We start from the raw sequence: 13,139 nt of genomic DNA on the forward strand, positions 1-13,139 counted from the left end.
CCGGCCCGACCGGACGTGTTACGTATAACTTCCGACGTCATACGTATCATGACGGCACGCCGCGGTCCACCCCGCAACGGCCGAACACGAGGAGCGACACACCCGGTGACCAGCAACGAGGCCACGACGCCCCCCGGTGCAAGCGCCGGCTCCACCGGAGCGGCCGGCGCCGCGCACTCTGGTTGGCCGGCCACCGCCCGCACCACCAGCCGGGACGTCGCCCGCCTCGCCGGCGTCTCGCAGGCTGCCGTCTCCCTCGTCCTGGGCGACAAATGGCACGGCCGGGTCTCCCCCGGCAAGGCGGAGGCCGTGCGCGACGCCGCCCGCGAACTGGGCTACCGCCCCAACCTCGCCGCCCGCAGCCTGCGGATGGGCCGCACCCGCACCGTGCTCCTCGTCGTCCCCGCCCTGACCACCGAATTCTTCGCCCGCGTCTACACCGGCGCGGCCCGGGTCGCCGCCGACCACGGCTTCGGTGTGGTCCTCTACCCCTCCCCCGAAGGCATCGGCCCCGCCCGCGACCCCTTCGACTCCGCCGCGGCCACCCTCGACGGCGTGATCGCCTCCTCCATGGCCGCCGACGCCCTCGCCCCCCTCCGGGACGCCGGTCTGCCCCTGGTCATGCTGGACAGCGACCCCGACGACCACCGGGCCACCGCCACCGTCAACCTCGATATCGCGGACGGCGTACGGCAGCTGACCACCCATCTGGTCGCCCTCGGGCACCGCCGCCTCACCCATCTCGCGGCGGATGTGCGCTCCTGGACCTTCGAGGTCCGGGCCCGTGCCGTCACCGACGCCCTCCACGGCGTCCCGGAGGCACACCTGCGGCGCCTGCCGACCGCCCTCCAGATCGACGCCGGACTGCAGGCCGCACACGCCGCCCTGACCGGCCCCGGCCCCCGCCCCACGGCGCTGCTCTGCGACGACGACATCATCGCCGCGGGCGCCTGCAAGGCCGTCCGCCGGCTGGGCCTGCGGATCCCCGAAGACGTCTCCGTCACCGGATTCGACGACCTGGCCCTGGCGGTCGCCGTCGAGCCGGAGCTGACGACCGTACGGCTGCCCGCAGAGGAGTTCGGCGAGGCCGGGATGCGGGCCCTGATGGCGGTGCTCGACGGCCACCCGGCCCCGGCACCCGCCCTGCCCGTGGAGCTGGTCACCCGCGGCTCCACCGCCCCGCCCGCGGACGCCCCCGGCAACGCCGCGCGCCCCGGCGGGCGATGACCCACCGGGGCGCGCGCTCCGGGTATCCCTCCCGGAGACCAGGCATCAGAGCAGCGGGCCGGACTCCCCCTCGGAGTCGTCCTTGCCGGTCGCTCCCTTGCCCTTGGTGCTCTTGTCGGACGCCCCGGCCTCTCCGGCACCGGCGCCCTCCTCCGCATCCGCGTCCGCGTCCGCCGCGTCCCCGGCGTCCGCAGTGGCGTGCTCGTCCAGGAGCCGCGAGAGCTGCCGCCCCAGGATCCGCTTGAACTTGCGCTGCTGCGGCCGCGTACGGTCCAGCGTCGCGACCTCCAGCTGCTCGGCGGTCAGGGTGCGCTCACCGCCGTTGGTGTCCCGCGACAGCGACTCCACCGCCAGCTTGAGCGCCTCGGCCAGCGTCATACCGTCGCGGTGGCGCTGATCGAGGTAGCTGCTGATCTGGTCGGCGTTGCCGCCCACCGCCACCGAACCGTGCTCGTCCACGATCGAGCCGTCATGCGGCAGCCGGTAGATCTGATCCTCCTCGGGGGCACTGCCCACCTCGGCCACGATCAGCTCGACCTCGTACGGCTTCTCGGCGGCGCTGGAGAAAATCGTGCCGAGCGTCTGGGCGTAGACATTCGCCAGGCCCCGCGCGGTCACGTCCTCACGGTCGTACGTATAGCCCCGCAGATCGGCATAGCGCACGCCGCCGATCCGCAGATTCTCGAACTCGTTGTATTTGCCGACCGCCGCAAAGGCGATCCGGTCGTAGATCTCGCTGACCTTGTGCAGGGCGCGGGAGGGATTCTCGGCGACGAAGACCACGCCGTCGGTGTACTGCAGCACCACGACGCTGCGCCCGCGCGCGATGCCCTTGCGGGCGTACTCGGCGCGATCGGCCATGGCCTGCTGGGGTGAGACATAGAACGGCGTCGACACCGGCTATCCGTCCCTTCCTGTCAAAAGCTCTCTCACTGGCGAATGCATAGCGGACCATCCGTCCCGTCAGAGCAGCGCCGCGCGCGGGCCGTCGGGCTGTTCCAGGCGACGCTCGTACACGGCCCGGGCGATGTCCGAGACCTCCGTGTCGGACAGCTTCCGGAAGCCGTCCTCGGTGATCACCGTGACGATGGGGTAGATCCGCCGCGCCATATCGGGCCCGCCCGTCGCCGAGTCGTCGTCCGCGGCGTCATAGAGCGCCTGGACGACGGCGGTGGCCGCCTGATTCTCCGTGAAGTCTTCCCGGAAAAGCTTCTTGAGGGCACTGCGCGCGAACACCGAGCCGGAACCCGTCGCCGCGAAACCGTGCTCCTCCGAGCGCCCGCCGGTCACGTCGTAGGAGAAGATACGGCCCTTCTCGCGGTCGAGGTCGTAGCCGGCGAACAGCGGCACCACGGCCAGACCCTGCATGGCCATCCCGAGGTTGCTGCGAATCATCGTCGACAGACGGTTCGCCTTGCCCTCCAAGGAGAGTTGGGCACCCTCGACCTTCTCGAAGTGCTCCAGCTCCAGCTGGAAGAGCTTGACCATCTCCACCGCGAGACCCGCCGTGCCCGCAATGCCGACCGCCGAATACTCGTCGGCCGGGAAAACCTTCTCGATATCACGCTGCGCAATGACATTGCCCATTGTCGCCCGCCGGTCACCGGCGAGCACCACGCCCCCGGGGAACGCCGCACCCACGATCGTCGTGCCGTGCGGCGCCTCGATGGCACCCTGCACCGGCGGCAACGGGCGGTTGCCCGGCAGCAGATCGGGCGAGTGCGCGCCGAGAAAGTCCATGAACGACGAGGAGCCAGGCGTCAGGAAGGCAGCTGGTAGACGCCCGATGCTTCGAGTGTTGGCTTCCACACGTTTCCTTCCGGATACTCGGCCGCCCGCCTCAAGACGTCCGGCCGATCCTTGAATTGACCCAAGGCTGCGTTACAGCTGAAGCAGTACGCCTCGGACCTTACCCGTCTCGTGGTCGTGATCCACATGCCCAGGGTCGGCAGCCCGGCAGATCACGCACATCCCGCGCTGTTCCTTGATCATCGCCTCGCGTTCGGCCCCGCTGAGGCCGTATCGGCGCTTGAGGCAGGGGGAAGCCGGCCGCGCGTCCCCTCGGCCATGCCGCTGCACACCTCAAGATTCGACCGCCCGGGGAGCGAAGGCCGCGCGCAGTGTCTCCTCACCACACCGCGCGCAGCGCTTCGTCTGCTCCCACTCCGCCACTCACCCACCCCGAGCCTTCGATTCAAAGGCGCAGCGCGGCTATTGGCCGCCCTTTTGCACGAAGGAGCGCACGAAGTCCTCTGCGTTCTCCTCAAGGACATCGTCGATCTCGTCCAGCACCGAGTCCACGTCGTCCGACAACTTCTCCTGGCGTTCCTTGAGGTCTTCCGAGGCCTGCGCGTCCTGTGTCTGCTCCTCGACCTCTTCGGTGGAACGCGTGGCCTTTGCCTGTCCGCCGCCGCTGTCCTTGGTCGCCATGTCCCTCACCCCGCTCGGTTCGCCCCGCTCGATGTGACCTTCAAGATCTGACCCTACAAGCAGGGTCCGACATCGGCCCTGCACTTGCTGCAACGCCCGGGAGTCACCCCGATGATTCCCGCACCGCGGCAATTTCAGCCCCGGATCGGCTGCGGATCGCCGGGAATTTTGTCGTGACCCTGTCGTGGATCAGCGGCCGGACAACGTCCTCACCAGCTCTTCTGCGGTGCGGCAGCGGTCCAGGAGCTCCTTGACGTGTTTACGGGTCCCGCGCAGCGGCTCCAGTGTGGGAACCCGTTGCAGGGAGTCACGACCGGGCAGGTCGAAGATGACCGAATCCCACGAGGCGGCCGCGACGTCGTCCGCGTACTGCTCCAGGCAGCGGCCGCGGAAGTAGGCCCTGGTGTCCTCTGGAGGCTTCTGCTCGGCCCGCTCGACCGCCGGCTCGTCCAGGAGCCGCTTCATCTTGCCGCGGGCCGCCAGACGGTTGTACAGGCCCTTGTCGGGGCGTACGTCGGCGTACTGCAGGTCGATGAGGTGCAGGCGGGCGGCGTCCCAGTCCAGACCGTCGCGGCGGCGGTAGCCCTCCATCAGCTCACGCTTGGCGACCCAGTCCAGCTCGCCGGACAGGCTCATCGGGTCGTTCTCCAGCCGGCCGAGCACATCCTCCCACCTGGTCAGAACGTCCTTGGTCTGCTCGTCCGCATCCGCTCCGTAACGGTCCTCGACATATTTGCGGGCCAGCTCGAAGTACTCCATCTGGAGCTGGACGGCCGTGAGGGTGCGGCCGCTGCGGAGCGTGATCAGCTGTTGCAGGGTGGGGTCGTGGGAGACCTGGTGCAGGGTGCGGACGGGCTGGTCGATGGCCAGATCGACGGCGATGAAGCCGTCCTCGATCATGGAGAGCACCAGCGAGGTGGTGCCCAGCTTCAGATAGGTCGAGATCTCGGAGAGGTTCGCGTCCCCGATGATCACGTGGAGCCGGCGGTACTTCTCCGCGTCCGCGTGCGGTTCGTCGCGGGTGTTGATGATGGGCCGCTTGAGGGTCGTCTCCAGGCCGACCTCCACCTCGAAGTAGTCGGCGCGCTGGCTGAGCTGGAAGCCGTGCTCGTGGCCGTCCTGGCCGATGCCGACCCGGCCGGCGCCGGTGATCACCTGGCGGGAGACGAAGAACGGCGTCAGGTGCCGCACGATGTCCGAGAACGGGGTCTCCCGCTTCATCAGGTAATTCTCATGGGTGCCGTAGGAGGCGCCCTTGTTGTCGGTGTTGTTCTTGTAGAGGTGGATGGGCTGGGCGCCGGGGACCTGGGCGGCCCGTTCGGCGGCCTCGGCCATGATCCGCTCGCCGGCCTTGTCCCACAGCACGGCGTCCCGCGGATTGGTGACCTCGGGGGCGCTGTACTCGGGGTGGGCGTGGTCGACGTAGAGCCGCGCGCCGTTGGTGAGGATCACATTGGCCAGGCCGATGTCCTCGTCGGTGAGCTGGCTGGCGTCCGCGTTCTCCCGTGCGAGGTCGAAGCCGCGGGCGTCCCGCAGCGGGTTCTCCTCCTCGAAGTCCCAGCGGGCACGGCGTGCCCGGTGCATCGCGGCCGCGTAGGCGTTGACGACCTGGGATGAGGTGAGCATGGCATTGGCGTTCGGGTGGCCGGGGACGGAGATCCCGTACTCCGTCTCGATTCCCATTACTCGCCGTACGGTCATGCGGCCCTCCTAGCCCGGCGGCGCCCCTGGATAAGGGCGGCGCTCAAGTACCGCTGTGCCTCCGGTCCCTGTGCGTGCCCCACGCCCGCACAGCGTGATGTAGCGGTACCGAAGAGCCTAGAACGCCTTTGCGGCGCTGGGGAGATCATTACAGTCATTGCTCCAGTCCGGTTTTACCTGGTTCATCGCGCTCTTATGGGGAGCGGTTCCGGTGTGCTCCCGGAAAAGCGTCCGGCTGCGGACGCCCCGTGCAGGACATCCGCAGCCGGAGAGCGGTGTTACAGGTATTGGCCGGTATTCGCCACCGTGTCGATGGAGCGACCGGTGTCCGCGCCCTGCTTTCCGGTGACCAGCGTGCGGATGTATACGATCCGCTCGCCCTTCTTTCCGGAGATCCGGGCCCAGTCGTCCGGGTTGGTGGTGTTGGGCAGGTCCTCGTTCTCCTTGAACTCGTCCACACAAGCCTGGAGGAGATGGGAGACCCGCAGACCCTTCTGATTGTGTTCCAGAAAGGCCTTGATGGCCATCTTCTTTGCGCGTCCTACGATGTTTTCGATCATCGCACCGGAGTTGAAGTCCTTGAAATAGAGAACTTCCTTGTCACCATTGGCGTAGGTGACCTCCAGGAAGCGATTCTCCTCGGATTCCGCGTACATCTGCTCGACCACCGACTGGATCATTCCGCTCACTGCGGCCTTCCGCGATTCGCCGTGTTCGGCGAGGTCGTCGGAGTGCAGCGGGAGGTTTTCCGTGAGGTACTTCGAGAAGATGTCCTTGGCGGCCTCCGCGTCCGGGCGCTCGATCTTGATTTTCACGTCGAGACGGCCGGGGCGCAGGATGGCCGGGTCGATCATGTCCTCGCGGTTCGAGGCGCCGATCACGATCACGTTTTCCAGGCCCTCGACGCCGTCGATCTCGGAGAGCAGCTGGGGGACGATGGTGTTCTCCACGTCCGAGCTGACGCCGGAGCCACGGGTGCGGAAGAGGGAGTCCATCTCGTCGAAGAAGACGATGACGGGGGTGCCCTCGCTCGCCTTTTCCCTGGCGCGCTGGAAGACCAGCCGGATGTGCCGCTCCGTCTCGCCGACGTACTTGTTGAGCAGCTCGGGGCCCTTGATGTTGAGGAAGAAGCTCTTCCCCGCGGGCTGCCCGGTCACCTCGGCGACCTTCTTGGCAAGGGAGTTGGCGACGGCCTTGGCGATGAGGGTCTTGCCGCAGCCGGGCGGGCCGTAGAGCAAGACGCCCTTGGGCGGGCGGAGTTCGTGCTCCTTGAAGAGGTCGGGGTAGAGGTAGGGGAGCTCGACCGCGTCCCGGATCAGCTCGATCTGGCCGCCCAGACCGCCGATCTTGGTGTAGTCGATGTCCGGAACCTCTTCGAGGACGAGTTCCTCGACCTCGCTCTTCGGAATGACTTCGTAGACGTAGCCGGAGCGGGGCTCCAGGAGCAGGGCGTCGCCGGGGCGGATGGTGATGTCCAGCAGCGGCTCGGCGAGCCTGACCACCCGTTCCTCGTCGGTGTGCCCGATCACCAGGGCGCGCTCGCCGTCCTCCAGGATTTCCTTGAGGGTGACGATGTCGCCGGCGCTCTCGAACCTCATGGCCTCGACCACGTTGAGCGCCTCATTGAGCATGACCTCCTGGCCACGCCTGAGCTCTTCGGTGTCCACACTCGGGCTGACATTGACCCGGAGCTTCCGGCCTCCGGTGAAAATGTCGACGGTGTCGTCCTCGTTCGCCTGCAGGAAGACACCGAAGCCGGCCGGCGGCTGTGCGAGCCGGTCGACCTCTTCCTTGAGCGCGACGATCTGGTCGCGGGCCTCGCGGAGAGTATTGGCGAGACGCTCGTTCTGCGCCGAGACGCCGGCCAGGTTGGTCTGCAGCTCGACGATCCGCTCTTCGAGAATCCTCGTGTGACGCGGAGAGTCGGCGAGCTTGCGTCGCAGGACGGCGATCTCCTGCTCGAGATAGGCAACCTGGCCGGCGGGATCTTCAGACCCTCGCCCCGGCCGGATGCCGCGGTTGATGTCGTCGTCGTGGGCTGCCACGGTCCTCACCTCCTCCAAGGAGCTGGACGCTTCCTGACCCTACCTGGGCCGGTGCAGGTTGAAACCCCTAGATCGAAAAGACTGTCGGGGCGTGTCCGATCTTCACCCTTGCGCACGTCCTCACGCCAAGGGAATACCCACCCAACAACATCGGAAAGCGAGCGGTTGTATCGTCGAGTCGGTCAACACCCGTCAGGGCTGGCGCCACTTAGACAAAAACGGTTCACGTACGCAGGAACGGCAGGCGAGATGACCGCACAGGACGAAGCCCCAGAGCTGGAAGTATGGATCGACCAGGATCTGTGCACCGGGGACGGCATCTGTGCGCAGTACGCGCCTGAGGTCTTCGAGCTCGACATCGACGGGCTGGCCTATGTGAAAAGCCCCGCTGACGAGCTGCTGCAGGACCAGGGGGCCACAACGCCCGTCCCGCTGAAGCTGCTCGCCGACGTGCGGGACTCGGCGAAGGAGTGCCCCGGGGACTGCATCCACGTCCGCCGGGTCAACGACGGCGTCGAGGTCTACGGCCCGGACGCGGAGTAGCCGGCGGGGCGCGGAACGCGCCCGCCGACCACATCATGTGACAGATCACGCACGCCCGGTGCTCAGGGCGGCGGGGAGTTCGCTCTGAACGAACTTCCCGCCCTTCCATTGCCACTTGAGGCTCTTGTGCGTGTCCGGGCAGCAGCGCGGCACGTCGCGGGTGGAGTAGCCCAGGAACGCCGCTGCGATCGTGCCATGCCTCACGGTGAGGGTTTGGACGGTGAGCTGCTGGGCGGGCGCGACGAGGGTCGCCACGACCCGTGGTGCCGTGCCCGCCTTGGCCGGCTGGGCCAGGACGTAGACGCCGGTGGGCGGCGTGCCGGTCCCGCTGTGGCAGCGGACCGCCGCGACCGTCTCGGTCGTCCCGTCGCCGTCGAGGTCGGCGGAGGCCTTCTTCACCACGTCCAGGCGGTAGGGGCCGCAGTCGACCGGAAAGGTCACCTTGGCCGGGTCCGGGGCGGCCGCGGGGCGGCGGCCGGTGCCGGCGTCGGGGGAGGTCGTGGCCGTGGCGTCGGCGGGCTGGAGGAAGGACGCGGCCGCGACGACCGCCGAGAGGGCGGTGGCGGTGGCGAGCCAGTGCATGGGGCGCGGCTGGGTGTGCAAGAGGTCCTGGCCTGCCATGGGCTGCACGCGGGGTAACTCCTGTGAGGTGCTGTGGAGGTGGGAGTGCCCAGCATCGTTCCACAGCAGGGGGCACCAAGGAACCGGCCGGACGGGAGTTTTCCGTGCCGATCCGGCGGAGTTTTCCGTGGGGATCCCGTGCGGAAACGCAACGGCGCCGCCGGCGGTTCCCCGTACGGGAACTCGTCGGCGGCGCCTGAGGATTCGGTGGCCGGTTCCGTGCGGTCGGCCGACCCGGGGTCGTCGGTCAGCCGCGCTCGGCGGAGCCGTCTCCGGACGCCGCGGAGCTGTCCTCGTCCGGTGCGGCCTTCTCCTGCCCGTCCGGCGTCGCCTTCCCCCGTCCACCCGGTGCGGCCTTCTCCCGTCCGCCCGGCCCCGTGTAGTCGTCCCCGTACGCGCCCTTGGCCGGACGGCGGCGGCGCAGTGGGGGCTCGACGCCGTCGGCGAGGCGGCGGGCGGTCAGCAGGAAGCCGGTGTGGCCGATCATGCGGTGGTCGGGGCGGACGGCGAGGCCCTCGACGTGCCAGGTGCGGACCATGGTCTCCCAGGCCGACGGCTCGTTGAAGGTGCCGTGCTCGCGGATCGCCTCGACGGTGCGGGCCAGCTGCGTCGTCGTCGCGACGTAGGCGCAGAGGATGCCGCCGGGGACCAGGGCCTTGGAGACGGCCTCCAGGCACTCCCAGGGGGCGAGCATGTCGAGGATGACGCGGTCGACGTCCACGTCGGAGAGGTTGTCCTGGAGGTCACCGACGGTGAGCGTCCATGCGGGGTGCGGACCGCCGAAGTAGCGCTCGACGTTCTGGGTGGCGATCTCGGCGAAGTCGGCGCGGCGCTCGTAGGAGTGCAGCATGCCGTCGTCACCGATGGCGCGCAGCAGGAAGCTGCTGAGCGAGCCGGAGCCCACACCGGCCTCGACGACGCGGGCGCCGGGGAAGATGTCGGCCATCGCCAGGATCTGCCCCGCGTCCTTGGGGTAGACCACGGCGGCGCCGCGGGGCATGGACAGGACGTAGTCGGGGAGCAGCGGGCGCAGCGCGAGGTAGGCGACGTTCCCGGTGGTACGGACAACGCTGCCCTCGGGAGCACCGATCAGCTCGTCGTGGGGGAAGGCTCCCTTGTGGGTGTGGAAGCTTTTTCCCTCTTCGAGCGTGAAGGTGTAGTGGCGTCCCTTGGGGTCGGTGAGCTGGACCTGGTCCCCGACCTTGAAGGGCCCGCGACGGCGGGCGGCACCGGTCGGTTCGGACATGTGACCAGCCTACCGGCCCGTTGGGGCGCCGCGGACCAGTGGGCGGCCGCCGGGCGGACCGGGAGGCGGCAGGCGAGCCGTGCGCGCGGGGTCAGGGGCGGCGGGCCATGGCGGAGACGAAGGCCCGCTCGACGTCGGCGGTGGACAGCACGCCGTAGATCTCGCCGCTCTCCTCGACGACGAGGTATTCGGTGGCGGGGGTGGCGCGCAGATACTCCAGGAGGTCCTCGCCGGCGAGTTCGGCGGAGACCCGCATCCCGTCCTTGAGGTCCTGGGCGAGGGTGCCCACGGCGACCCAGGGGCGGCGGTGGTCGGGGACGCCGACGATGGCTGCCTCGCGGACGAGGGCGGTGGGGTGGCCCTGGCGGTCGACGACGACCAGGGCGCGGGCGCCGGCGTCGTTGGCGCGGCGGAGCCCCTCCGAGAGCGGGGTGTCGGTCTCTACGGGGACGGCACGCCGGGTCAGGATGCGGGCGGTGAGGTCGGGGAGGCGTTCGCGCAGCCGGGCCATGCGCAGGCTGTTGCCGGCGCCGGTCCAGATGATGGCGGCGAGGATCGCGGCGAGCAGGGCGTCGGTGAGCGAGTCGGCGCCGCCGATCTCGGGGCGGGCGTTGCCCAGGGCGCCGGTGTGGGTGAGCAGCGGCAGGCCGAAGAGGACGGTGACGGCGAGCGCGCGGCCGACCCAGGCGGCGGCGATGGTGCCGCTCATGGGCCGGCCGGTGAGCTTCCAGACGACGGCGCGCAGCATCCGGCCGCCGTCCAGGGGCAGGCCGGGCAGCAGGTTGAAGATCGCGACGATGAGGTTGGAGATCATCAGGCCGGCGAGCAGCACGCCGGGGACCGTGCCCGGTTCGACCAGGTGCATCCCCGCGTAGAAGACGCCGGCGAGGACGAGGGAGAGCAGCGGACCGACGAAGGCCAGGACGAACTCCCGTCCGGGGGTCTCGGTCTCCTTCTCGATCTCCGAGACGCCGCCGAAGAACTGCAGCTGGATGCGGCGTACGGGGAGCTTGAAGCGGAGCGCGGCGACGGTGTGCGCCAGCTCGTGGACGAGCACCGAGGCGTAGAAGGCGACGGCGAAGAAGAGCGAGACGAGATAGCGGGCGGCGCCGAGCTCGGGCAGGACCCGCTCCAGCTGGCCGCCGAAGACCCAGGTGATCAGGGCGGCGACGAGGAACCAGCTGGGGGCCACGTACACGGGCACGCCGAAGGGACGGCCCATCAGGATGCCGCCGCCACTGCCCTTTCTGCCCGGCGTGGGCGCCTTGGGCGGGTCGTGGTGCTCGGGCGGTTCGGGCGGCTGAGGCCGCACGGACTCCTGGGGGTCCTGCGACTTCCCGCTCTGGTCCACGGCGTCCCCTCATCGAATACGGCATTCGCCCCTGTTCGGCCTGGTATCTCGATCATGCAGGGCGAAGGGGTCCGGCGTCGATGGTATGCGGAATGCCCCGGCCCGACCTGCCGCGGGGGCCTTGCGGCTACCGCGGCGTGAGCGCCTGTCAGTGGCGGGCCGTAGGGTTTTGCGGCATGGGATGGAGCGCGGAGCAGACCGAGGCGGTCACGCAGGGCGGGCCCGGCGGGCCGGGGACGGAGTCTGCCGGGGCGCGGGCAGGCGCTGCCGGGACCGGGACCGAGGACCGGGAGGGGCCGCGGCCGCCGGTGGCGCTGTCGCCGTCGCGGGCCGGCGATTTCATGCAGTGTCCGCTGCTGTACCGCTTCCGGGTGATCGACCGGCTGCCGGAGAAGCCGAGCGCGGCGGCGACGCGGGGCACGGTCGTCCATGCGGTGCTGGAGCGGCTCTTCGACGCTCCGGCGGCGGAGCGTACGGCCGCCGGGGCGCGGGCGATGGTCCCGGGCGAGTGGGAGAAGCTGCTGGCCAAGCGGCCGGAGCTGGCCGGGCTGTTCGCGGACGACACCGCGGACGACGCGGCGCACGACACCGCGGGCGAGCGGCTGGCGACCTGGCTGGCGGAGGCCGAGGCGCTGGTGGAGCGGTGGTTCGCGCTGGAGGATCCGACGCGTCTGGAGCCGGCGGACCGTGAGCTGTATGTGGAGACGGTGCTGGAGTCGGGGCTGCGGCTGCGGGGGTTCATCGACCGGGTGGATGTCGCGCCGACGGGCGAGGTGCGGATCGTCGACTACAAGACCGGCAAGGCGCCTCGGCCGCAGTTCGCCGAGGGCGCGCTGTTCCAGATGAAGTTCTATGCGCTGGTGATGTGGCGGCTGCGCGGTGTGGTGCCGCGGCGGCTGCAGCTGGTCTATCTGGGCAGCGGGGATGTGGTGACGTACGACCCGGGGGAGGCCGACCTGCGGGGCGTGGAGCGGAAGTTGCTGGCGCTGTGGGAGGCCATCCAGCGGGCCACGGCGACCGGCGACTGGCGGCCGCGGCCGACCAAGCTGTGCGGCTGGTGCGACCACCAGGCGCACTGTCCGGAATTCGGCGGCACTCCCCCGGTGTATCCGCTGGAGGTGCGCCCGGCGGACGGCGCGGTGGTGCCGCAGGGCAGAATGGGAGAGATCTAGTAGGCCCTGTCCGGGCGATCAGGGCCGGGCCCGCGATCGCCCGGAGAGGGCCTATCGAAGGAGAGCTCGTGGCCATCCGCGTCCTGCTGGTCGACGACCAGCCCCTGCTGCGTACGGGATTCCGGATGATTCTGGAGGCGGAGCAGGACCTGGCGGTGGTCGGGGAGGCCGGTGACGGTCTGCAGGCACTGGAACAGGTGCGGGCGCTGCAGCCGGACGTGGTGCTGATGGACATCCGGATGCCCCGGATGGACGGGGTGGAGGCGACCCGCCAGATCACCGGCCCGGCGAAGGACGGCCCGGCGAAGGTGCTGGTGCTGACGACGTTCGATCTGGACGAGTACGTCGTCGAGGCGCTGCGGGCAGGGGCCAGCGGCTTTCTGCTCAAGGACGCGCCGGCCGATGAGCTGGTGCAGGCGATCCGGGTGGTGGCGGCGGGCGAGGCGATGCTGGCGCCGAGCATCACGCGCCGGCTGCTGGACAAGTACGCGGGCCATCTGCCGTCGGGCGAGGAGCCGGTGCCGGACACCCTGCACACCCTCACCGAGCGTGAGGTGGAGGTGCTCAAGCTGGTGGCACGCGGGCTGTCCAACGCGGAGATCGCCGCGGATCTGTTCGTGAGCGAGACCACCGTCAAGACGCATGTGGGGCATGTGCTGACGAAGCTGGGGCTGCGGGACCGGGTGCAGGCGGCGGTGTACGCGTACGAGAGCGGGCTGGTGCGGCCCGGCGCGCAGTAGCGCCGGGCCGGCACGGCACGGCAGACGAACGGCGGCGGGGCCGGCCCGGGAGTTCCCGGACCG

General features: G+C 69.7%; 12 protein-coding genes and 1 pseudogene. 4 read left to right on the forward strand and 9 right to left on the reverse strand.

Going from position 1 to position 13,139, the window contains the following annotated elements:
- Positions 1 to 105: 105 nt before the first annotated feature.
- Complete coding sequence (locus BKA18_RS06795; protein ID WP_366045361.1) at positions 106 to 1,227, forward strand: LacI family DNA-binding transcriptional regulator; 1,122 nt, start codon at positions 106 to 108, stop codon at positions 1,225 to 1,227.
- Between the two features lie 45 nt (positions 1,228 to 1,272).
- Here BKA18_RS06795 and prcA read toward each other — a convergent pair whose 3' ends face one another.
- From prcA to arc, 6 genes and pseudogenes are all read right to left on the reverse strand, one after another.
- Positions 1,273 to 2,124, reverse strand: a complete 852-nt coding sequence (gene prcA / locus BKA18_RS06800; protein ID WP_147249253.1) for a proteasome subunit alpha — start codon at positions 2,122 to 2,124, stop codon at positions 1,273 to 1,275.
- A 66-nt stretch (positions 2,125 to 2,190) separates the two neighbouring features.
- A complete protein-coding gene (prcB, locus tag BKA18_RS06805) occupies positions 2,191 to 3,036 on the reverse strand; it encodes a proteasome subunit beta (RefSeq protein WP_366045362.1) in 846 nt (281 codons plus the stop codon).
- Positions 2,988 to 3,219, reverse strand: a pseudogene (locus tag BKA18_RS06810) (endonuclease VII domain-containing protein). Before BKA18_RS06810 ends, prcB begins: the two are co-directional and overlap by 49 nt.
- A gap of 219 nt (positions 3,220 to 3,438) precedes the next feature.
- A complete protein-coding gene (locus BKA18_RS06815; RefSeq protein WP_006607619.1) occupies positions 3,439 to 3,657 on the reverse strand; it encodes a ubiquitin-like protein Pup in 219 nt (72 codons plus the stop codon).
- Positions 3,658 to 3,846: 189 nt separating this feature from the next.
- Positions 3,847 to 5,358 carry a depupylase/deamidase Dop gene (gene dop / locus BKA18_RS06820; RefSeq protein WP_366045363.1) on the reverse strand — a complete coding sequence of 504 codons (1,512 nt, stop codon included), beginning with the start codon at positions 5,356 to 5,358 and terminating at the stop codon, positions 3,847 to 3,849.
- Positions 5,359 to 5,636: 278 nt separating this feature from the next.
- Positions 5,637 to 7,403: a proteasome ATPase gene (gene arc / locus BKA18_RS06825; protein ID WP_006607621.1), complete on the reverse strand. Its 1,767-nt coding sequence runs from the start codon at positions 7,401 to 7,403 to the stop codon at positions 5,637 to 5,639.
- Between the two features lie 249 nt (positions 7,404 to 7,652).
- Here arc and BKA18_RS06830 point away from each other — a divergent pair, with 249 nt between their 5' ends.
- Positions 7,653 to 7,946, forward strand: coding sequence for a ferredoxin (locus BKA18_RS06830; RefSeq protein WP_006607622.1), 294 nt, complete (start codon positions 7,653 to 7,655; stop codon positions 7,944 to 7,946).
- A gap of 45 nt (positions 7,947 to 7,991) precedes the next feature.
- Here BKA18_RS06830 and BKA18_RS06835 read toward each other — a convergent pair whose 3' ends face one another.
- The 3 genes from BKA18_RS06835 to BKA18_RS06845 form a co-directional block, all read right to left on the reverse strand.
- Positions 7,992 to 8,567, reverse strand: coding sequence for a hypothetical protein (locus BKA18_RS06835; RefSeq protein WP_366045399.1), 576 nt, complete (start codon positions 8,565 to 8,567; stop codon positions 7,992 to 7,994).
- A 247-nt stretch (positions 8,568 to 8,814) separates the two neighbouring features.
- Positions 8,815 to 9,813, reverse strand: a complete 999-nt coding sequence (locus tag BKA18_RS06840; RefSeq protein WP_366045364.1) for a tRNA (adenine-N1)-methyltransferase — start codon at positions 9,811 to 9,813, stop codon at positions 8,815 to 8,817.
- Between the two features lie 91 nt (positions 9,814 to 9,904).
- Entirely contained in the window at positions 9,905 to 11,164 is a 1,260-nt protein-coding gene (locus BKA18_RS06845; protein WP_366045365.1) for a site-2 protease family protein, read from the reverse strand.
- A 176-nt stretch (positions 11,165 to 11,340) separates the two neighbouring features.
- Between BKA18_RS06845 and BKA18_RS06850 the strand changes: the two genes are divergently transcribed.
- Both BKA18_RS06850 and BKA18_RS06855 read left to right on the forward strand, forming a co-directional pair.
- The gene (locus BKA18_RS06850; protein WP_366045366.1) at positions 11,341 to 12,336 is read left to right on the forward strand and encodes a RecB family exonuclease; all 996 of its coding nucleotides are present in this window, start codon (positions 11,341 to 11,343) and stop codon (positions 12,334 to 12,336) included.
- A gap of 68 nt (positions 12,337 to 12,404) precedes the next feature.
- Complete coding sequence (locus BKA18_RS06855; RefSeq protein WP_006607627.1) at positions 12,405 to 13,076, forward strand: response regulator; 672 nt, start codon at positions 12,405 to 12,407, stop codon at positions 13,074 to 13,076.
- The last annotated feature ends 63 nt before the right edge of the window (positions 13,077 to 13,139 follow it).

The sequence above is a fragment of the Streptomyces auratus genome, assembly GCF_050433025.1.
In the GTDB taxonomy this organism is placed as follows: domain Bacteria; phylum Actinomycetota; class Actinomycetes; order Streptomycetales; family Streptomycetaceae; genus Streptomyces; species Streptomyces sioyaensis.

Excerpts from the sequence above, each read along its gene's own strand:
- BKA18_RS06815 (WP_006607619.1), bottom strand. The coding sequence starts at position 3,657 with ATGGCGACCAAGGACAGCGGCGGCGGACAGGCAAAGGCCACGCGTTCC.
- dop (WP_366045363.1), bottom strand. The coding sequence starts at position 5,358 with ATGACCGTACGGCGAGTAATGGGAATCGAGACGGAGTACGGGATCTCC.
- BKA18_RS06830 (WP_006607622.1), top strand. The coding sequence starts at position 7,653 with ATGACCGCACAGGACGAAGCCCCAGAGCTGGAAGTATGGATCGACCAG.
- BKA18_RS06835 (WP_366045399.1), bottom strand. The coding sequence starts at position 8,567 with ATGGCAGGCCAGGACCTCTTGCACACCCAGCCGCGCCCCATGCACTGG.
- BKA18_RS06840 (WP_366045364.1), bottom strand. The coding sequence starts at position 9,813 with ATGTCCGAACCGACCGGTGCCGCCCGCCGTCGCGGGCCCTTCAAGGTC.
- BKA18_RS06850 (WP_366045366.1), top strand. The coding sequence starts at position 11,341 with ATGGGATGGAGCGCGGAGCAGACCGAGGCGGTCACGCAGGGCGGGCCC.